This window comes from Deinococcus grandis, from assembly GCF_001485435.1.
GTDB lineage: Bacteria > Deinococcota > Deinococci > Deinococcales > Deinococcaceae > Deinococcus > Deinococcus grandis.
The window spans coordinates 1,861,959-1,881,001 of the sequence record NZ_BCMS01000001.1 but is presented as its reverse complement, the minus strand read 5'-3'; the positions used below and the strand labels follow the sequence as shown (position 1 = coordinate 1,881,001).

The window sequence follows — 19,043 nt, the reverse complement described above, 5'->3', positions numbered from 1 at the left end:
CGGCGGCCCTGGAAGGTGAAGATTCCCCCAGCGCTGCGTGGGGTCACGCTGAAGTCTGCGCTCACCCCGCCGTGACCGGCGCGCGGCAGGCTGGGGACACCCGACCGGGAATCCACACCGCAGGAGGACTCAACCGATGAGTGACAAGAGCACCGCTGAAAACATGCTGGACGCCGCCAAGGCCAAAGTGAACGAAGGCGCCGACCGCCTGCGCGAGGCCGGGCACAACGCTGCCCACGCCGTGACCGGCGACGCCCACCACAAGGCCGAAGCCCTCGAGGACCGCGCCAAGGCCGAAGTGCACAACCGCGAAGCCAACGCCGAGTACACCGAAGGCAAACGCGAAGCCAAGGACGGCGACGGCCACTAAGGCCCCAGCCTCGACCTGCCCTGACCAGCCCCTCCCGCGCGGAGAGGCTGGTTTTTTCACGCCTCGGCGCGCGGGGGCCGCTACACTGCGCCCCATGACCACAAAGGGGCGGCGCGTGTCTCGCCGCGAACAACACCGCATCGGCGGCACCGGCGCGTCTGTCACGGTGCGCAATACATTGATCGCCTACGCGTTCATGCTGCCGTTCCTGATCCTGCTCGTCGTGTATCACACCTGGCCCGTGATCTTCGGGTCGTACCTGGCGTTCACGAAATACAACATCATCAGCCCGCCGCAGTGGGTGGGGCTGGACAACTTCCGCGAACTGTTCGCCGACGAGCAGTTCTGGTCCGGCCTGCGCAACAGCCTGAAGTACGTGCTGGTCGTGCCGGTCATCCAGGTCATCTCGATCCTGGTGGCGCTGCTCGTGAACCGTCCGCTGCGCGGCATCGGCTTCTTCCGCACCGCGTACTACGTTCCGGTCGTGACGAGCTTCGCGGTGGTCGGTCTGATCTGGTCGTGGCTGTACAAGCAGGGCGGCGCGGTGAACAGCGTCCTGATTGGCCTCGGCCTGATGCGCGGCGACCACAGCCTGCTGGACAACCCCGCCACGGCGCTGTTCGCGGTGATGTTCGTGACCCTCTGGAAGGGCATCGGGTACTACATGGTGCTGTACCTCGCGGGCCTGCAGGGCATCAGCCGCGAACTGGAGGAAGCCGCGACCATCGACGGCGCGACCCGCTCGCAGGTGTTCTGGAACATCACGCTGCCGGGCCTGCGCCCCACCATCCTGGTGTGCAGCCTGCTGTCCACCATCAGCGCCATCAAGGTGTTCGAGGAACTGTACGTCATGACGCCCAACGGCTACCCGGCGGGCAGCACGTACTCCGCGCTGATGTACTCGTTCTCCAAGGCGTTCGGCGGGGACTTCAACTTCGGGCTGGCCGCCGCCGCCAGCATGGTCGTCGCGGTGGTCAGCATCCTGTTCGGCCTGATCAACTTCCGCCTGACCAAAGGAGGCCGCAGCGATGCCTGAGACCACCCTGCCCCAGACCACCCTGGTCAGCGACCCGCACGCGCAACTGGCCGCGCAACTGAAGGTGCAGCGTCAGCGCCGCGAGCGCCTGCGCAACGCCGCCGCGTACGCCGTGCTGATCCTGATCGCGCTGATCATGCTCTACCCGTTCTACTGGACGCTCGTCACGTCCCTGGAACCCACCGGGAACATCTACGAGGCGAAGATCCTCCCCACCGCCGTCAGCCTGCGCAACTACGCGGAAGTGTTCAGCGGCACCACCGTCCCCTTCTGGCGGCTGATCCTGAACTCCGTGATCATCTGCATCCTGGGCGTGACCTTCACCACGACCCTCGCCACGCTCGCCGCGTACCCGCTGGCCCGCATGCGCTTCCCCGGCCGGGACCTGATCTTCTACTCCATCCTGATCCTGATGGTCCTGCCCAACGAGGCCGGGCTGATCGTCAACTACATCACCACCATCAAACTGGGCCTGCTGGCCCAGACCAGTCCGCTGGCGGACGCCGCCCGGCAGTACCTCGCGGTCGTGCTGCCCGGCGCGGCCAGCATCGTGGGCCTGTTCCTGCTGCGGCAGGCGTACCTGGGCATCCCGCAGGAACTCATCGAGGCGGCCCGCATCGACGGCGCGCGCGAACTGACCATCTGGCGCCGCATCATGCTGCCGCTGGCCACCCCCACCATCGCCGCGTTCGCCATCCTGGAATTCGTGGCGTACTGGAACTCGTTCCTGTGGGCGCGCGTCATGCTGCCCGACAAGAACATGTTGCCGCTCTCGGCGGGCCTGCTGGAACTGTCCGGCACCTTCAGCACGAACTCCCGCGCCGTCATGGCGGGCGCCGTCATCACGATCATCCCCATCCTGATCGTGTTCCTGCTGGGCCAGAAGTACTTCATGAAGGGCCTGGAAGGTGCGGTGAAAGGCTGATGCTGACGCTGCCACGACTGCTGACGCGGCCACGACGCCGGAAGGACTTCTACGTGAACGCCCGCGCCGTGATCGAACGCAGCGGCCCCCACGGGCGTGAGGTCCTGCTGCAACGCCGCGTGAAACCCGGGCAACCCAGACGGCTGGAATTTCCCGGCGGGCAACTCGATCCCTTCGAGGGCATCACGGACGCCCTGACGCGCGAGGTCCGCGAGGAAACGGGCCTGACCGTCAGCGACTACCTGACGGACCTGCGCGGCACGACCACGGGCACACCGGCCGCCGAGGTGGAATGCCTGACCCCCAGTTTCGTGTACCAGACCCGGCGCGGGCCGGTGGACAGCGTGGGCTTCTTCTTCCGCGTGCAGGCCAGCGGCGACCTCACGGAGCGCGGCGACGGGGCCGCCGGTCACGAGTGGGTACCGCTGGGTGAGGTCCGACGCCGCTTTCAGGACGCGCCGGACACCTTCGACTGGCTCACGCAGGCGGCGCTGAGGCACCTGCTGACGCACGACTGGGCCGGGCATGATGAGCCGGAGAACGACGGGCAGGGCGCGTGAAAGCCTCCTTGACCCGCTGGTGGCTTGCGGGCGCGACGCTGCTCGTCTCTGCCTGCTCACCTGCACGGGAGACGCAGGCGTCCACCCAGGAGCCGTCCGGGACGCAGGAGCGGTCCATGGAGGTCAGGAACGTGACGTTGCCACGGACCGTCCGGGCAGGTGAATCAGTCCCCATGACCTGGGAGGTCAGCGTGCACTCCTGCGATCCTGTGAAGGAACTCCGCGTGGTGCGCTCCGGTGCTGACCGGATTGACGTCTCGGCACGGACTCTTCCCATGCCAGACGTCTGCACGACCGAAGCAGCGCACTGGGAAACGGCCGGTGTCACCATTCCACCTGACATGCTGGGCGGACCGTCCCGGGCCGGATCATCTGTCGAGATTCACCTCAACGGCCAACCCGCCGGGCGGGTGAGCGTCCAGTGACCCTGACCTACCGCACGCTGGACCGCGACTGGGACGTGATCGTCGCCGGGGGCGGCACCGCCGGGGCCATCGCGGGTATCGCCGCCGCCCGCAGCGGGGCACGCACGCTGGTGATTGAGGCGCAGGGGAGTCTGGGTGGCACCGGCACGAACGCCTGGGTGACGCCGCTGATGCGGAACGTCGCGGACGGGCAGAACCTCAACCGGGGCCTGACCGAGGAACTCAAGGCCCGCCTGCGGGCGCGCGGCGACGGGGCGACCGACCCGTCCGGGAACGACAACTGGTTCAACCCGGAGGGCCTGAAATTCGTGCTGGACGACCTGCTGCGCGAATCCGGCGCGGAGGTGCTGTTCCACACCCAGGTCGTGCAGCCCGTGATGGCCGCCGGAAGGATTGAGGCGCTGGTCGTGCACAACAAGGGCGGCCTGCAGGCCCTGCGCGCCCGGACGTTCATCGACGCGACCGGTGACGCGGACGTGGCCGCGCTGGCGGGCGTGCCCATGAGCGGCGGGGACGAGGACGGCGTGCATCAGGCCATGAGCCTTCGCTTCACGCTGGCCGGGGTGGACGTGACCCGACTGCGCGACTTCCTGAACGGGAATGGGCAGTGGCAGGACCACCCGGATTTCCTGCATTTCTGGATGGTCTGGGGCCGCCGCAGCAGCCTCGAACCCCTCTTCCGGCAGGCGGTCGAGGCTGGCGTGCTGCTGGAACGCGACGGGGATTACTTCCAGGCGTTCAGCGTCCCCGGTCGCCCCGGCGAACTCAGCTTCAACTGCCCGCGCATCCGCGCCGACCTGCACGACGGCACCGACCCCTGGCAGCTCAGCGAGGCGCAGCTGGACGGGCGGCAGGCTGTCACGCGCCTCACGGCGTTCTGCCGCGCGTTCCTGCCCGGCTGCGAGCACGCGTTCATCGGCGTGGTCGCCCCGATGGTCGGCGTGCGCGAGACCCGCCGCATCCACGGGGAGTACACGCTGACCGTCACGGACATCCTCGACTGCGCCCGCTTCCCGGACGGCATCTGCCGCAACCACTACCCGGTGGACATCCACTCGGTCAGGGGCGGCGCGAAACTGCTGCACGAACGCGAGGGCACCGCGCCGTACTTCGCGCCCGGCGCGTTCCACGACATCCCGCTGCGCGCCATCATCCCGCTGAACGTCACGAACCTGCTCGTGCCGGGTCGCGCGGCGAGCAGCACCTTCGAGGCGCAGTCCAGCATCCGCGTGCAGCAGAACTGCCACTCCATGGGCGAGGCCGCCGGGATCGCCGCCGCCTGGGCCGCGCGGGACCACGCCGGAGAGGTCCGCGCGGTCAGCCCGGACGACCTGCGCGCCGAACTGACCGCGCGCGGCGCCCTGGTCTAGCCCAGCAGGGGAGAGCCGCCCAGCCGCTCCGCCGCGTCCCGGGCGGCCTCGTCACCCCACAGGGCCGACGTGACGTGCAGCGCCGCGTGCAGCGCCGCGAAGCCCGCCGGGGCGGAACACAGCGCGCCGTCGGTGACGACCTCGCCGGGGCGCACGTCCGCCGGGGTGAAGCCCCACAGCGTGTCCGCCAGTTCGGCCGGGCCGCCCAGGACGCGCCCGTCCAGGGTGCCCGCCTCGCCCGGCAGGAGCAGCCCGCTGCCGCTGGTGCCGGTCGTCAGTGCCGCGTGCGCCCGCAGGAACCCCTGGAGGAGCGGATCGCGCGCCGCCTTCGCCGCGCCCGGCCCGCCGGGAATCAGCAGGGCGGCGGGTTCCGGCAGCGCCGCGAACAGCACGTGCGGGGTGCTGACCAGTCCGCCCGCCGTGACGATACTGGCCCGCGAGCGGTTCACGGTCCGCACGCAGCCCTCACCGCCGCACAGGCGCAGCACCGACACCATCACGCCCAGTTCCAGTTCGCTGACGCCCGCGTACACGGGAATCGCCACGACCGGCCCGGTGTACGCCTGCGGCGCGTCGGCGGGCGGCGTCTCGCCGGTCATTGCCCCAGGGGCCGCAGCGTGTACGCGCGCCGCGCGACCGGCGGGCCCACCTCGCCGCGTTCGAGCAGCTCGTGCGCGGCGTCCGCCGAGAGCCGCTCGACCCGCAGCAGGTACTGCAGCGCCGTCGCCTGCCCGTCGAAGCGCCGGGGGTGGGGGTCACCCTCGACCCGCAGGTCCAGCCAGGGCAGCCCCTGGTCAGAGATCACGCAGGTCCTCCCACAGCTGCCAGCCCACGCCGTCCGGGGTGCCCTCCAGCAGCGGCCCGAGCAGCCCGCTGGCCGCCTGGGCGTCCGCGTGCAGCGAGTCGTCGTCGGGGCGCGGCTCGTACACGCGCAGCACCGTGAACTGGTAGAACGCCTGCGACGCGGTCGGCTCGCCGTTCTCGAAGAACGCGAACGGCGGGTTCACGCTGTCCCACAGGACGTGCGCGCCCTCCTCCTGCTCGGCGTGTTCGTCCGGCGCGGGCAGGTCGAGTTCATGCGGCAGGAACGTCTCCAGGTCGATGTCGGCGTCCTGCGGGTGCCACACGTACCCCTGAAGGAGCCGCACGGCCGCGCGGCCACCGGGGGCGGGTTCACTGATGCTCACGCGCCACAGCATACCCGCCCGCCGCCCCCCGCGTGGACGCGGCGTCCCGCGCCAGCTCCGCGGCGGCCAGGGCGTCCGGCGCGCGCCAGTCCAGGAGTTCCGCCGGGACGCCCCAGGCCCGCAGCGTGTCGCCCGGGTCCCCGCCTCTGGCCTCCAGCGCGCGGCCCGCCTCGCGCCACACGCCCGTGCGGAACGGTTCCAGCGCGGGGCTGTCCAGGGCGTCCTGCAGAGCCTGCAGGGCGTCCAGCGGCGCGGCGCCGGGATCCAGCAGTCCGGCGCGGGCCTCCAGCGCCAGCAGCTGCGCGTCCAGGCCCGGGTCGAGGGGTGGCCCGCCCGGCGCGGGGCGGCGCAGCAGGGCGTGCGCGCGGTTCACGCTGCCCAGCGCGGCGTCCGGCTGTCCGGCCCGCAGCTGCGCGTCGGCCAGCATCGCGCGCGCCTGCGCCTCCTCGTACGGGTGCGAGGCCAGCGTCAGCGCCTCCTGCACGAGCGCCGTGGCCTGCTCCGCGTCGGGGGTGGCCAGCGCGAGGCTCAGGAGCATGTCGAAGCGCAGCGTCACCTCCCGGTCGGCCGGCCCGCCCGCCCGGTCCAGCAGCGCGCCCAGCAGGACGCGGGCCTGCCGGAGGTCGGCGTTGTCGGCCGCCGCGCCGCCCAGCGGCGGCAGGTACGGCACGCCCAGCCCCCGCGTGAGGTACGTCAGGGCCGCGCGGTAGCGGGTGCGCCGCTCGCGGTACCCGACCTCGGCCGGGCGGGCCTCGCTGCGCGACAGCAGCGTCAGCGCCTGCGCCGCCTGCCGCTGCGCGTCCTCCACCCGGCCCAGCGCCAGCAGCAGCGGCACCCCCTCCGAGAGCAGCCGCGCGCGGGGCACGCCGTCCACGTGGCGGCGCTCGTCCGGCGGCACCAGTGCCAGCGCGTCGCGCAGCCGCTCCAGACCCTCGGCCGGGCGGCCCAGGCGGCGCAGCGCCGTGCCCGCGCGCGCCAGCACCCGCGCCCGCTCCTCGGGCGACCCGCCCGCGTCCGTCAGGCGCGCCCCCGCGTCCAGCAGCGCCCCCAGCGCCGCGTGCGGCTGCCCCAGGCGCAGCAGCAGGTCACCCTCCTGATACCGCGCCCGCGCCGACAGCAGCGGACTGGCCGCGGGCACGCCCCGCAGGGCCTCCAGCGCCTCGGGCCAGCGCCCGGCGTCCTTGGCGATCAGGCCCCGCCACAGCAGCGCGCGCGGCCCGCCGCGCACCAGCCGCGGGTCCTGCGCCGCGCGGGTCGCGCTCCCCAGGTCCCCCTGCCAGCGGGCCAGCGCCGCCTGCACGAGCAGGGCGTCCACCTCGGCCGCCGCCGCCCACGGGTCGCGGGCGTCCATGCCCGTCACGTCCGGGTGCGCCAGCTGCGAGCGGGCCGCGTCCATCCGCCCGGCCTCCAGGCTGCTCTCGGCGAGCTTCACGCGCGCCCAGCCGCGCACCGCGTCACTGCCCGATTCCAGCAGGGTGAACAGCGCGTCGCGCGCGCGCGGGTCGTTGTACTCCCCGCGCCCCGCGTGGTGCATGACGACCGCGCGCGCCAGCGTCTCGCGCGCCTCGCCCGTCACGCCGCGCAGACGCGGCCACAAGGCCGGGAGGTGCCGCGCGTCGTCCGGTCGCTGCGTCACCTGCGCCGCCAGGGCCGCCCAGTCGCCCAGCGTCGCCAGTGCGCCCAGCCGGTACGGCCCGAACCCCTGCCCGGCGTCCAGCGCCGCGACCGCCCGCAGCGCCCCCAGGCGGTCAGCGGCGGGAACGACCGGCCACGCCCGCTCCAGCGCCGGGGTGGCCCGCCAGCCGCCCGCGCCGCCCAGCAGCAGCGCCCGCGCGTGCGGCGGCACGCCCAGCGGTGAGCCGCCCAGCAGCGCCGCCAGCAGCGCCTCCGGCCAGTCCCGACCGGCCGGGTGCGCCGCGTGCAGCGCGCCGGTCAACGTGACCAGCCGCCGCGACTCCGGATCGTCCAGCAGCTCGGCCGGCGCGGCGCCGCCCTCGCCCGCCACGTTCGCCAGCAGCGTCAGGCGGTCCAGGTGCCGGCCCGTCTCGCGCACCAGCCGGTCGGCCTCGGCGCGCGGCACGCCCAGCCGGGCCATCAGGAACGCCCGCGCCTCGGTGGGCGTCGGGGGGCGCAGCTCGATGACCTCCACGTCCGTCCCGCCGGGCACGTCGCCCTCGACGGCCAGCAGCACCGCCACCCCGGTCGGCGCGCGGCGCAGCAGCGCCTCCAGCGCCCACCCGGCCGCCGTGGTGCCCTCGCCGCCCGGCAGGCGCGGCGCGAACCCCAGCGGGCGCAGATCCGCCGAGACGCGCAGCAGCAGCGCCCCCCCGGCGGGCAGGACGGCCCGCGCCGCGTCCAGCTGCGCCTGCGCCTGCGCCGCGAACGACGACCCCACCGCGCCCGGCGGGGCAGGCAGCTCCTCGCACGCTCCACCCAGGCGCAGCGTCACCACCGGCACGCCCTGCGCCTCCAGCGCCGCCGCCACCCGCGAGAGCAGCACGGTCTTCCCGGCGCCCGGCGGGCCGCTCACGATCAGGCGCGGCGCGCGGCCCGCGCGGACGCCCGCCGTGAACTGCCGGAACGCCCGTTTCTTGCTGCGGCCCAGCAGTTCCAGATCGTCCGGCGCCGGGGCCGCGCCCACCGGCCCGTCCGGCAGCGAGGTGCCCAGCTCGCGCGCCAGCTCCTCCAGCACCGCGCGCAGCTGCCCCTTGTCGCGCGCGGTGCCCACGTCGCGGTACACGATGTTGCGCACGCTGCTGGGGTTCGCGCCGCGCTCGCGCATGCGGGCCTCCAGCCAGCGCAGGCTGCCGGGCACGACACCCCCCCCGCCGGGGGGCACCCGGCCACGCAGGTCGTTCAGGGTCGCTTTCCAGTCCACGGTCACGCCGAGCGTAGCACCCCCGCCGTCCGCACTGGACCGGGTGCAGAACAACCCGCGCGCACCGTACCTGACGAACCCGTCAGCTTCACCCCGGCGGCCGCGTGTATAGTCTCACCCAGCACCCAACCCAACTGTCCCCACCGGAGGAACCCCACATGCGTAAGATCGCCCTGACCCTGTCCCTTGCCCTGATCACCGCCGCGTCCGCCCAGTCCCTGCAGAGCGCCCAGGCCCTCTACGACCAGGGCAAATGGCAGGACGCCGCCGCCGCCGCCGCCGAACTGAACACCAGTGACGGTCTCGCCCTGGCCGCCGAGGCCACCACCGCCGGCGCCGGACTGGTCGCCGACGGGCAGAAGAAGGCCCTGTTCGAGAAGGCCCAGGCGTACGCCAAGCAGGCCATCGCCAAGGACAGGAACAACGCCGACGCGTACTTCGAACTCGCCCGCGCGCAGGGCCGCCTCGCGCAGTTCAGCGGCATCCTCCAGAGCCTCGGGCTGGCCGGCGAGATGAAGAAGAATCTCGACATGGCCGTCAAGCTCGACCCCAAGATGGCCGGCGCGTACGTGGCGCTGGGCCTGTGGAATGCCAACCTCGTCTCCAAGGGCTTCATCGCCACCCGCGCGACCGGCGCGGACAAGGGCCAGATCATCCCCAACTTCGAGAAGGCGATCAGCCTGGAACCCACCACCGCCGTGCACCGCATCGAGTACGCCAACGCCCTGATCCTCCAGGGCCGCAAGGCCGAGGCCGCCGCGCAGCTCGAGAAGGCCATCAGCTTCAGCGCCACGACCTTCTGGGAGAAGCGTGACGAGGAGACCGCCAAGGCGACCCTCGCGAAACTGAAGTAATCCGGACTCCGGTTGAACGGTTGTGCGCAGCCGTTCCACCCGAGCGGATGCGAGTGGGAGCACAGAGGGTTCCGGGGGTGGAGTGGGCAGATCGGTGGTGTTCCGATCTGTCAACGAAACAGACGGAATCCGTACAACACGCCCAGCGCGCCGCTCCAGGCTCCGGCCCGGGCGGCGCGCCTCGCTTGACACCCCGGGGGGGGCCGCGTAGACTTCTCCCTGCCCAGCCTACCGGCGGGTGATGGTCGGGTTCGGGGCGTAGCGCAGCCTGGTAGCGCACGTCGTTCGGGACGACGGGGTCGGAGGTTCGAATCCTCTCGCCCCGACCATCGAGGAAGCCCTCCCCGCCGGGAGGGCTTTTTTCACGCCGCCCACCCATCCCGGAGATTGCCCCATGCGCGTGTACGCGATAGCCGACCTGCACCTCGCCTTCTGTACCCCGAAACCCATGACGGTGTTCGGACCGCAGTGGGCCGGTCATCCGCAGGCGATCTTCGACGAGTGGCGCGCCGCGGTGCGGGACGAGGATCTGGTGCTGCTGCCCGGCGACCTGTCCTGGGCGATGCGACTCCCGGAGGCGATGCAGGACCTCGCGCCGGTCGCCGCGCTGCCCGGCACGAAGGTGCTGCTGCGCGGCAACCACGACTACTGGTGGCCCACCGCCGCCAAACTCCGCGCGGCCCTCCCGGAGGGCATGCTGGCGGTCGTGAACGACGCCGTACGCGTCGGGAACGTCGTCGTGTGCGGCTCGCGCGGCTGGATCACGCCCGGCTTCGAGGCCCTCGGTGCGGACGACCAGCGCCTGCTGGACCGCGAGGCCGAACGCCTGAGCCTCAGCGTGCAGGCTGCCCGCAGCCTCCGGCAGCCCGGCGACCACCTGATCCTGATGCTGCACTACCCCCCGGCCACCCCGCCGTACCCGGCCAACCCGATCACCCGCGTGATCGACGACGCCCGGCCCGACCTGATCGTGTACGGGCACCTGCATGGCGTCGCACCCGAACGCGCCATGCGGCACGTGAACGGCGTCCCGGCGCATCTGGTCGCGGCGGACGGCCTGAAATTCCGGCCCCGGCTGCTGCTCGACTCCGGCGCCTGAGGGACGGGCTGCCCGCGTGGGGCGCACCGGGTTCACGCGCCCTTCATGACGTGGGGGCCGCTTGACTTCGCGCGCACTCGAAGGCGTACGGTGCGGTCATGTCCGCCCCAATTCCACTCAGCATTCAGGAGGCCGCCGCGCGGCTGGGTGTCAGCCCGCACACCCTGCGCTACTACGACCGCGAGGGCCTGCTGGACGTGCCCCGCGCCTCGGGGGGCGAGCGCCGCTACAGCGAACGCGAACTGACCCTGCTGCGCTTCCTGCTGCACCTGCGCGGTACCGGCATGGGCATGGCGGGCCTGCGCGCCTACATGGCCCTGGTGCGCGAGGGCGAGCACACCGCCCCCGAACGCCGCGCGCTGCTCGTGGCACACGAACGGGAGGTCGAGGCCCGACTGCTCGAGCTTCAGGCGGACCTCGGCGCCATCCGCGCCAAGATCGCCCGCTACGACGCGCACCTGGGCTGCGACGGCGCGCCCGCACGACCTGTGCTGGACGGCCCCGTCCTGGCCGCGCAGCGGGCCGCCCCGCCGGAGGTCAACGCTTGAGTCGCCCCGTCCCTTCGCCTGCGACCGGCGCTGCACCGTCCAGTCCGCTGCGCCTCATGGCGGGTCGCTGGCTGGGGATCTACCCCAGCATCACCGCGCTGCTGCTCCTTCTGGGCCCATACCTGCTGGGTCACTACCCCACGCCCCTGATCGCGCTGCTGCTGACCGCCCTGCTCGTTCCACTCACCCACTACGTCGTGTTCCCGCTCGTGGAACGCCTGACGCGCGGCTGGGTACGCTTTCCGGCGCTGCACGGCGCGGCGCACCACCGCGTGGCCCTGCTCGTCTGGGCCGTCACCTACCCCCTGATCACCGCCGTGCTGCTGGTGGTGCTGCCCGTCCTGGCCGGGCGCGCCCCCCTCCCCCTGATCACGCTGGTCGTCACGCTCATCGCCGTGCCCATCCAGTCGCTCGTGATCCTGCCCCGCCTGATGCCGCGCGCCCGCCCCTGGATTCTCGGCGCGCAGAGGAGTCCCGCATGACCCCGACCACGCCGCTGCCCACCCGCTACCTGCGCGACCTGACCGTCTCAGCCCTGGGCCTGGGCTGCATGGGCATGAGCGCCTTCTACGGCCCCACCGACCGCGCGCAGAACTTAGGCACCCTGAACCGCGCCCTGGAGCTGGGCGTCACCTTCTACGACACCGCCGACATGTACGGCCCGCACACCAACGAGGAACTCCTCGGCGACTGGCTACAGGGAAAACGCGACCGGGTGGTGCTCGCCACGAAGTTCGGCATCCAGATCGCCCCGGACGCGCCGGGCGGGCGGCGCATCAACGGTCGCCCCGGGTACGTCCGGCAGGCCATCGAGGGCAGCCTGAGGCGCCTGCGCACCGATCACGTGGACCTCTACTACCTGCACCGCGTGGACCCGGAGACGCCCATCGAGGACACCGTCGGTGCGATGGGCCAGCTCGTGCAGGAGGGACTGGTGCGGGCCATCGGCCTGAGCGAGGTCAGCCCGGACACCCTGCGCCGCGCGAATGCCGTGCACCCCATCACCGCCGTGCAGAGCGAGTACTCCCTGTGGACCCGCGACCCCGAACAGGGCGTGCTGGCCGCCTGCCGCGAACTGGGCGTGGGTTTCGTGCCGTACAGCCCCCTGGGGCGCGGCTTCCTGACCGGCGAGATCCGCAGCCCGGACGACCTGGCCGACGACGACTTCCGCAAGCACAACCCCCGCTTCCAGGGCGAGAACTTCCAGCGGAACCTCGACCTCGTGCGTGAGGTACAGGCCATGGCCGCGCAGAAGGGCTGCACGCCGTCGCAGCTGGCCCTCGCGTGGGTCCTCGCGCAGGGGGAGGATCTGGTGCCGATCCCCGGCACGCGGCGCGTGAAGTACCTGGAGGACAACCTCGGTGCGCTGGACGTGCACCTCACCCCGGACGATCTGGCCCGCATCGACGCGGCGTTCCCGCCCGGCGCGGCGCAGGGCACCCGCTACCCCGAGGCGACCATGAACAGCGTGAACCGCTGAGCCACCCGGGGCGGGGGAGTGTGGAGGGGGCATGAAGCGCCCCGCCGCGTTCCCCCGCCCCGCTCGTGGCAGCATGGGCGGGTGAATGCCCCCATCCTCCGCACGGCCCTGATCACCGGCGTGGTGATCGCCGCCGTGAACATCCTGTTCGCCGCGCTCGACTACGGCCTGGACACCCTGCCTGTCTGGTTCTATCTCGCGCAGCTGCTGCTGCTGCCCGCCATGCTGCTCCCCATCCGCTACTTCCCGCAGGCGGCGGTCACGCGGGAGTTCCTGCCGCGCGCCGCGCTGTACGCGATGGGCTGGGCGGTGCCGTACGCGATCTACAAGTTCGCGCACGACGCCCTGAGCCCCGCGTTTCAGCCTGCCGGGTCGCTCGTGTCGTACCTGATCACGGTGGCGCTGTTCTCGCTGCTGTTCGCCGCGATCCGGAAACCCGTCCGCTGATGCGCCTCGCCATCCTGGGCGACGTGCACGGCAACGCCTTCGCGCTGCGCGCCGTGATGGACGACATCCGCGCGGCGAGCCCCGATCAGGTGCTGAACCTGGGGGACACCGTGTGGGGCTGCGCCGACCCGGCCAGCGCCTGGGCGCTGCAACAGGAGCACGCTCCGCCCAGCGTGCGCGGCAACACCGACGAACGAGTGGCTGGTCTGCGCGACGGCAAGGAAAGCATGCGCGAGTGGGTCCGCGCCCAGCTCCCGGCGGACGTCCCCGCGATCCTGGCCGCCCTGCCCACCCACCTCGACGCGGCGGGCGGCGAGGTCCGCGTCGCGCACGGCAGCCCCCGCAGCCCCTGGGAGGACCTGATGCTCACCGAAACGCCGGACGGGCACACCCGCCCCGCCCACTTCCGGGAACTGCGCGAGCGGCTCGGCGGCTTCCGCTTCGACACGGGCGGCCGCGTGTGCGTCGTCGGGCACACCCACCGCGAGATGCTGACCGTCGTGGACGGCCTGACCGTCGTGAACGCCGGACCGGTCTCCCGGCAGAAGGACGGGCTGCCGCTGGCCCGCTGGGTGCAGCTCACCCGCCGCGCTGGGCACTGGACCGCCGAGTTCCGCCGCGTACCCTACGACACGCAGGCGGCCGCCGCGTGGGTCCGCACGCATGGCCCGGCCGGTGCGGGCGACCATGACGCACGGTGGCTGACCGCCGGACGCGAACCCTGACACACGACAAGAAAAGCGCCTCCCTATGGCAGGGAGGCGCTTCTTATCTGTTGGGCTCAGCGGCCGGCGGGGACGAACTCGCGGTCGGCGAAGTCCTCGCGGCGCGGGGCGCGGTCGTCACGGTCACGGCTCCAGCGGCCCTGGCCCTGTCCGCCACGGTTGCCACCCTGGTACCCGCCGCGGTCGCCGCCGCCCTGGCCCTGGTAGCCGCCGCCACGGTTGCCGTAGCCGCCGCCGCCGTTGCCACGGCCACGGTAGCCGCCCTCGTCCCGGTCGCCACGGTAACCGCGGCCACCCTGGTACCCGCCCTGGTCGCGGCGCTCGCGGGTGGGCTGCTCGAACAGTTCGGGCAGTTCCTGCGCGATCTCGACCTGCACCTCGCCTTCCAGCGGGCTGGCGGCCATCAGCTTCTCGACGAACTCGCTGGGCACGTCGGCCACGGCGCCGCCGCGCCACTGGCGCACCTTGCCGAGGCGGCGGGTGTCCAGGTCGCCGTTGCGGGCCAGGACGGCCACGGCGCGCGCCACGCTCATGCGCTCGGCGTGCAGGATGACGGTGGTCAGACCCTCCTCGCCGCTCAGGAGGCTGGCGGCCTTGACGGGCTCGGTCACGCCGCTGATCTTCGCCAGGGCGCGGCTCAGGGCCTCCAGGCCCAGCTCGCTGAAGAGGCGCTCGGCTTCCGCCTGGAAGTTCGCCGCGGCGCTCTCGTCCACCTTGCGGACCATGTCGGCGCTGGCGCGGGCGCTGGCCTGCGCGACTTCCTTGGGCGTGGGCAGGGGACGCTCGATGAAGCGCACGCCGGTGATGCGTTCCAGGCCCGCCACCTCGCGGCCTTCACGGTCGCCGTACATGATGATCGCGGTGCCGGTGCGGCCCGCGCGGCCCGTGCGGCCGGAGCGGTGCACGTAGCTCTCGGGGTCCTGGGGCAGGTGGTACTGCACGACCAGGTCGACCTCGGGGATGTCCAGGCCGCGCGCGGCCACGTCGGTGGCGACGAGCACGTTGGCGCGGCCGCCACGGAAGGCGCCCAGGGCCCGTTCACGCTGGCTCTGCGCCAGGTCGCCGTGCAGCGCTTCGCTCTCGATGCCGCGGTGGATCAGTTCGTTCGCCAGTTCGTCCGCTTCACGCTTGGTGCGGGTGAACACGATGGCCTTTTCCGGGTTGTAGATGGTCAGCAGGTCGGCCAGCACGCGGGTGCGGGTGCGGCCCACCTTGACCTTCAGGTGCTCGACGGTCTGCGCGGCCTGGCTCTTGCCCTCGCCGACCATGTCCACGATGACGGGGTCGTTCAGGTACTTGCGGGACAGGCGGTTGATATCGTTCGTCAGCGTGGCGCTGAACAGCAGCGTCTGACGGGTCTCGGGGGTGCTCTTGAGGATGGTCTCGATGGCGTCGGCGAAGCCCACGCTGAGCATCTCGTCGGCCTCGTCCAGCACGGCGAATTCCACGGCGCTCAGGTCGAGGTTGCCGCGCTCGAGGTGGTCGATCAGGCGGCCGGGGGTGCCGACCACGACGTCCACGCCGCGGCGCAGGGCGTTCTCCTGCGGGCCGTAGCTGGCGCCGCCGTACACGGTGACGGTGGTCAGGTGGGCGCCGCTCTTGCTGAACTCGTCCGCGACCTGCTTGGCGAGTTCACGGGTGGGGGCCACGACGATGGCGCGGGGCAGACGGGCACGCTCGCGGCTGGTTTCCAGCTTGCTCAGGATGGGCAGCGCGAAGGCGAGGGTCTTGCCGGTACCCGTGCGGGCGCGGCCGATCATGTCCTTCCCGGCCAGGGTGAGGGGCAGGCTCTCGGCCTGGATGGGGCTGGCTTCCGTGATACCGCGCTCGGCGAGACGCGCCGCGAGTTCGGGCGCAATCAGTTGATCAAAGTTCATTTGTGGTCCTTTCGGGAAAGCACAGCCCCAGTGACCAGCAAACGCCCTTTGAAACGGCATCCAGCATGTCCTGAAAGTGGGGGCACCTTCCAGCCGCACGGGAACCTCCCGTCGCGGCGCACGAATTGAAATGATACCGGATCGCGGGACTGAATGCAAGTGGCGCCCGCAGTGCGGCGGCGTGATCGTCCTGTGAGGCGCAGGCCCCGGGGACTCAGGGGGCCTGTTCCAGCCCGGCGGGCAGGACGCCGCCCAGCGCGACCCACGCCTGGAGAATGTCGTCCGGGATGGGCGCGTGCAGGTGCAGCGCTTCGCCCGTCACCGGATGCGGGATGGTCAGGAACTGCGCGTGCAGCGCCTGCCGGGCGATCAGCTCCGAGGGGCGGCCGTACACGGTGTCCCCCAGGATCGGGCTGCCCAGATGTGCCAGATGCACGCGTAGCTGGTGGGTGCGGCCCGTGCGTGGCTGCGCCCGCACCAGGGTCAGGATGCGCCCGTGTCCGTCCGGACGGGAGTCCAGCGGCGTGAACAGCGTCTGCGCCTCACGCGGCTGAGCGCCGCCCACCGTCATGCGCTGGCGCTGCACCGGGTGCCGCCCGATGGGGACGTCCACGTTCACCGGGGCCTGCGCGGCCCACGCGCCCGCCGCAATGGCCAGATACGTCTTGCGCGTCGCGCGGTCCTTGAACGCCGCCGCCAGCCGCGCGTGGGCCGCGACCGTCTTCGCCACGACGATCACGCCGCTCGTGTCCTTGTCCAGCCGGTGCACGATGCCGGGCCGGTACCCGTCCGGACCGTCGAAGCCCGACTGCTCGGGCAGTATCATGCGGCCCAGCAGGGCGTTCACGAGCGTGCCCGTCGTGACGCCCGGCGCGGGGTGCGTGACCATCCCGGCGGGTTTGTTCACGGCGATCAGGTGCTCGTCCTCGAAGATCACGTCCAGCGGCACCTGCTCGGGCGCCACCGTCGCGTCGGCGGGCGGCGGGACCTGCACGGTCAGGACCTCCCCGCCGCGCAGTTTCAGGCTGGCCTTACCCGCCACCACGCCGCCCACCTGCACGTGCCCCGCCTCGATCCAGGCCGACACCTGCGAGCGGCTGGCGCCACTCAGCGCCGACACGACCGCGTCGAGGCGTCCGGGCGTGGCAGTCAGGGTCAGGCGGTCAGGGGAGGGGGCGGCGTCGTTCACGCGCCCGAGTGTACCCCCACGCCCCGCCCGGTCCGCCCCAGGGTTCACCCGCACTTCACGGTGGGCGCCCCCGTCATCCGATCCGGCCGGAACTGCATACAGCTGAATGAACCCAGTACCCGCCCGGCGCCGCCGGACCGGGTCACCGCCCCCACAAGGAGACCATCATGCCCAACATCGGACCCGCTGAACTGCTCGTCGTGCTGCTCGTCGCCCTGGTCGTCTTCGGCCCCCGCAAACTCCCGGAACTCGGCAAGAGCCTCGGCAACGGCCTGCGCGAATTCCGCAGGAGTACCCAGGGCCTGCGCGACGACCTGAACATCACCGCGCCCGCCCCCACCGCCCCGGTGGCCCCCGCCGCCTCGGTCTCCGCCGCGCCCGCCGCGCAGCCCGCCGCCGCGCACGCCGTGACGGCCACCCCCGGCACGGACCGCGTCGCCCCCGACAGCAGCGCCCACCGGGCGTAACGGAGGCCCGCGCGTGACCGCCCAGCATCCGGCCCCGGCCACCGGGCGTCCCACGCGCGACCTTCATGAACGGCGGCTCAGGATGCCCGCCCAACGCCACGCTTCCCCGCTGGTACGCTGGACCGGACCTATGACTGCCCCCCTTCACCCCGACCTGCCGGACGAGGCGCTCATCCGCGCGATGGCCGACGGCACCGAAGACGCCCTGCGGGAACTTCACCGCCGCTACGCCCGGCTGCTGTACAGCCTCGGGCACCGCATGCTCCGGCAGGCGGACGACGTGGAAAGCTGCGTGCAGGACGCCTTCATGAACGCCTGGCGGCACGCCGCCCGCTTCGACCCCACCCGCGCCAGCGCCAAGACGTGGCTGGTGAGCATCGCCCACCACCGCTTCCTGCAGGAACTCCGCGACCGGCCCGACACGCCCCTGGAGATCGAGGACTGGGACGCCCCCACCGCCTCACCCGACGTGGACTCGCAGGTCATGGCGCAGGGCGCCGTACAGGCCCTCGACGAGACGCAGCGTCACCTCGTGGAACTCGCCTACTACCGCGGGTACTCCCACAGCGAACTGGCCATCCTGACCGGACTGCCGGTCGGTACGGTAAAATCCCGTCTGCGCGCCGCGATCGACCGCATGCGCACCCACCTGGGCCTCCAGTCATGAGCGCCCACCCCGCTCCCCGCCCCCTCCTCCCCGCAGCCGCGCGCGCCGCACGCCAGGCAGGTGAATCGTGATCAGCAGAGAAGACATCCTGGCGCTCGCCCTGGGACAACTGGGCCCCGCCGACGAGCAGCGCGTCCGGGCCGTCATCGAGGCCGACCCGGCCCTGGCCCGCGACTACCGCGCGGACCTCGAACTCCTGCACGGGCTGCCCGACAGCCTCCCGGACGCCCCCGTGCCCGACGGCGCCGAGTCGCGCCTGATGGACCGCCTCGCGCGTGAAACGTCCGCGCACGCCAGCGCGGCGCCCACCCCGCCCGCCGCGCCGGTCGGCACGCCCCCGAACGTTCCGCTGTACCCGGACGGTCAGGCGCCCCCCACACCCGCCCGCTCGCCACGCGGCCTGAACTGGCGCCTCATGCTGCTCGCCGTGGTGGCCGCCGTGACACTTGGCGTGATCTTCCTGCGCCCCCCCGCCGAGCAGAGCCTGCTCAGCCAGTACCAGGACACCCCCGGCGCGCAGAGCCAGCCGCTCGCCGCGAACGGACAGCCACTGGGCGAACTGATCCGCCTGCCCGACGGCCGCGCGTTCCTGCACCTGAACGCCCTGGCCCCCCAGGACCGCGTGTACCAGCTGTGGCGCATCGAGGGCGGCAAGCCCGTCAGCGCCGGTGTCTTCGACGGCCAGGGCATCGTGATTCCCCGCGTGGAGTCCGGGCAGACCGTCGCAGTCAGCGTCGAACCGACCGGCGGCAGCGAGCAGCCCACCACCACACCCATCCTGATCCAGCAGCTGTGACCACCACACAGGGGTAGGGACCACAGAGAGGGAGGCCGCAGGCTGTACGCCCGGCCTCCCTCTCACCTGTCGCCTACATGGCATTCATGGCATTCAAGTCATGCCCCGGCTGCGGCGTCGTCCGCTGGTCCCCTCACCACCGC

The 19,043-nt window shown here is 72.4% G+C and carries 21 protein-coding genes and 1 tRNA gene; 16 read left to right on the top strand and 6 right to left on the bottom strand.

Translation table 11 applies throughout. From position 1 onward, the window contains the following. Nucleotides 1-136 precede the first annotated feature (136 nt). The 5 genes from DEIGR_RS09285 to DEIGR_RS09265 all read left to right on the top strand — a co-directional run bounded on the left by DEIGR_RS09285 (nucleotide 137) and on the right by DEIGR_RS09265 (nucleotide 4,686). Nucleotides 137-370: a hypothetical protein gene (locus tag DEIGR_RS09285; protein WP_058976702.1), complete on the top strand. Its 234-nt coding sequence runs from the start codon at nucleotides 137-139 to the stop codon at nucleotides 368-370. 94 nt (nucleotides 371-464) lie between these two features. Next, the gene (locus DEIGR_RS09280; RefSeq protein WP_058976701.1) at nucleotides 465-1,406 is read left to right on the top strand and encodes a carbohydrate ABC transporter permease; all 942 of its coding nucleotides are present in this window, start codon (nucleotides 465-467) and stop codon (nucleotides 1,404-1,406) included. After that, nucleotides 1,399-2,331 carry a carbohydrate ABC transporter permease gene (locus tag DEIGR_RS09275; protein WP_058976700.1) on the top strand — a complete coding sequence of 311 codons (933 nt, stop codon included), beginning with the start codon at nucleotides 1,399-1,401 and terminating at the stop codon, nucleotides 2,329-2,331. The genes DEIGR_RS09280 and DEIGR_RS09275 overlap by 8 nt, the downstream gene beginning before the upstream one ends. Continuing rightward, nucleotides 2,331-2,891: an NUDIX domain-containing protein gene (locus DEIGR_RS09270; protein WP_058976699.1), complete on the top strand. Its 561-nt coding sequence runs from the start codon at nucleotides 2,331-2,333 to the stop codon at nucleotides 2,889-2,891. The genes DEIGR_RS09275 and DEIGR_RS09270 overlap by 1 nt, the downstream gene beginning before the upstream one ends. A gap of 421 nt (nucleotides 2,892-3,312) precedes the next feature. After that, nucleotides 3,313-4,686 carry an FAD-dependent oxidoreductase gene (locus DEIGR_RS09265; RefSeq protein WP_058976698.1) on the top strand — a complete coding sequence of 458 codons (1,374 nt, stop codon included), beginning with the start codon at nucleotides 3,313-3,315 and terminating at the stop codon, nucleotides 4,684-4,686. Here DEIGR_RS09265 and DEIGR_RS09260 read toward each other — a convergent pair. Genes DEIGR_RS09260 through DEIGR_RS09245 form a run of 4 tightly spaced genes read right to left on the bottom strand, consistent with a single transcriptional unit; the run spans nucleotide 4,683 to nucleotide 8,757 of the window. Beyond that, a complete protein-coding gene (locus DEIGR_RS09260) occupies nucleotides 4,683-5,285 on the bottom strand; it encodes a type 1 glutamine amidotransferase family protein (protein ID WP_058976697.1) in 603 nt (200 codons plus the stop codon). The two genes, DEIGR_RS09265 and DEIGR_RS09260, sit on opposite strands and share 4 nt — an antisense overlap. Next, a complete protein-coding gene (locus tag DEIGR_RS09255; RefSeq protein WP_233555387.1) occupies nucleotides 5,282-5,491 on the bottom strand; it encodes a hypothetical protein in 210 nt (69 codons plus the stop codon). Before DEIGR_RS09255 ends, DEIGR_RS09260 begins: the two co-directional genes overlap by 4 nt. Next, a complete protein-coding gene (locus DEIGR_RS09250) occupies nucleotides 5,481-5,885 on the bottom strand; it encodes a DUF3208 domain-containing protein (protein ID WP_058978635.1) in 405 nt (134 codons plus the stop codon). Before DEIGR_RS09250 ends, DEIGR_RS09255 begins: the two co-directional genes overlap by 11 nt. After that, nucleotides 5,860-8,757, bottom strand: a complete 2,898-nt coding sequence (locus tag DEIGR_RS09245) for an AAA family ATPase (protein ID WP_058976696.1) — start codon at nucleotides 8,755-8,757, stop codon at nucleotides 5,860-5,862. The genes DEIGR_RS09250 and DEIGR_RS09245 overlap by 26 nt, the downstream gene beginning before the upstream one ends. A 152-nt stretch (nucleotides 8,758-8,909) precedes the next feature. Between DEIGR_RS09245 and DEIGR_RS09240 the strand changes: the two genes are divergently transcribed. The 8 genes from DEIGR_RS09240 (at nucleotide 8,910) to DEIGR_RS09205 (ending at nucleotide 13,904) form a co-directional block, all read left to right on the top strand. Further along, nucleotides 8,910-9,605 carry a tetratricopeptide repeat protein gene (locus DEIGR_RS09240; protein ID WP_058976695.1) on the top strand — a complete coding sequence of 232 codons (696 nt, stop codon included), beginning with the start codon at nucleotides 8,910-8,912 and terminating at the stop codon, nucleotides 9,603-9,605. Nucleotides 9,606-9,857: 252 nt separating this feature from the next. Further along, nucleotides 9,858-9,934, top strand: a tRNA-Pro gene (locus tag DEIGR_RS09235). Nucleotides 9,935-9,999: 65 nt separating this feature from the next. Then, entirely contained in the window at nucleotides 10,000-10,704 is a 705-nt protein-coding gene (locus tag DEIGR_RS09230) for a metallophosphoesterase (RefSeq protein WP_058976694.1), read from the top strand. Nucleotides 10,705-10,802: 98 nt separating this feature from the next. Next, complete coding sequence (locus tag DEIGR_RS09225) at nucleotides 10,803-11,252, top strand: MerR family transcriptional regulator (RefSeq protein ID WP_083523986.1); 450 nt, start codon at nucleotides 10,803-10,805, stop codon at nucleotides 11,250-11,252. Then, a complete protein-coding gene (locus tag DEIGR_RS09220; RefSeq protein ID WP_160329926.1) occupies nucleotides 11,249-11,734 on the top strand; it encodes a hypothetical protein in 486 nt (161 codons plus the stop codon). Before DEIGR_RS09225 ends, DEIGR_RS09220 begins: the two co-directional genes overlap by 4 nt. Beyond that, nucleotides 11,731-12,732 carry an aldo/keto reductase gene (locus DEIGR_RS09215; protein ID WP_058976692.1) on the top strand — a complete coding sequence of 334 codons (1,002 nt, stop codon included), beginning with the start codon at nucleotides 11,731-11,733 and terminating at the stop codon, nucleotides 12,730-12,732. Before DEIGR_RS09220 ends, DEIGR_RS09215 begins: the two co-directional genes overlap by 4 nt. 81 nt (nucleotides 12,733-12,813) lie before the next feature. Further along, nucleotides 12,814-13,179: a hypothetical protein gene (locus tag DEIGR_RS09210; protein ID WP_058976691.1), complete on the top strand. Its 366-nt coding sequence runs from the start codon at nucleotides 12,814-12,816 to the stop codon at nucleotides 13,177-13,179. Further along, nucleotides 13,179-13,904, top strand: a complete 726-nt coding sequence (locus DEIGR_RS09205) for a metallophosphoesterase family protein (protein WP_058976690.1) — start codon at nucleotides 13,179-13,181, stop codon at nucleotides 13,902-13,904. Before DEIGR_RS09210 ends, DEIGR_RS09205 begins: the two co-directional genes overlap by 1 nt. 56 nt (nucleotides 13,905-13,960) lie before the next feature. Here the strand turns inward: DEIGR_RS09205 and DEIGR_RS09200 are convergent, their stop codons facing one another. Both DEIGR_RS09200 and DEIGR_RS09195 read right to left on the bottom strand, forming a co-directional pair. Further along, nucleotides 13,961-15,781, bottom strand: coding sequence for a DEAD/DEAH box RNA helicase (locus tag DEIGR_RS09200; RefSeq protein ID WP_058976689.1), 1,821 nt, complete (start codon nucleotides 15,779-15,781; stop codon nucleotides 13,961-13,963). A gap of 214 nt (nucleotides 15,782-15,995) precedes the next feature. Further along, entirely contained in the window at nucleotides 15,996-16,970 is a 975-nt protein-coding gene (locus DEIGR_RS09195; protein ID WP_058976688.1) for an RluA family pseudouridine synthase, read from the bottom strand. A 167-nt stretch (nucleotides 16,971-17,137) separates the two neighbouring features. Here DEIGR_RS09195 and tatA point away from each other — a divergent pair, with 167 nt between their 5' ends. The 3 genes from tatA to DEIGR_RS09180 all read left to right on the top strand — a co-directional run bounded on the left by tatA (nucleotide 17,138) and on the right by DEIGR_RS09180 (nucleotide 18,900). Then, on the top strand, nucleotides 17,138-17,437 hold the full coding sequence (gene tatA, locus DEIGR_RS09190) for a twin-arginine translocase TatA/TatE family subunit (protein ID WP_058976687.1): 300 nt from the start codon (nucleotides 17,138-17,140) through the stop codon (nucleotides 17,435-17,437). Nucleotides 17,438-17,567: 130 nt separating this feature from the next. Beyond that, on the top strand, nucleotides 17,568-18,104 hold the full coding sequence (locus DEIGR_RS09185) for an RNA polymerase sigma factor (RefSeq protein ID WP_058976686.1): 537 nt from the start codon (nucleotides 17,568-17,570) through the stop codon (nucleotides 18,102-18,104). Nucleotides 18,105-18,171: 67 nt separating this feature from the next. Continuing rightward, nucleotides 18,172-18,900 (top strand): anti-sigma factor, encoded by a 729-nt coding sequence (locus DEIGR_RS09180; RefSeq protein ID WP_236704713.1) that lies wholly within the window; start codon nucleotides 18,172-18,174, stop codon nucleotides 18,898-18,900. Nucleotides 18,901-19,043: the final 143 nt, after the last annotated feature.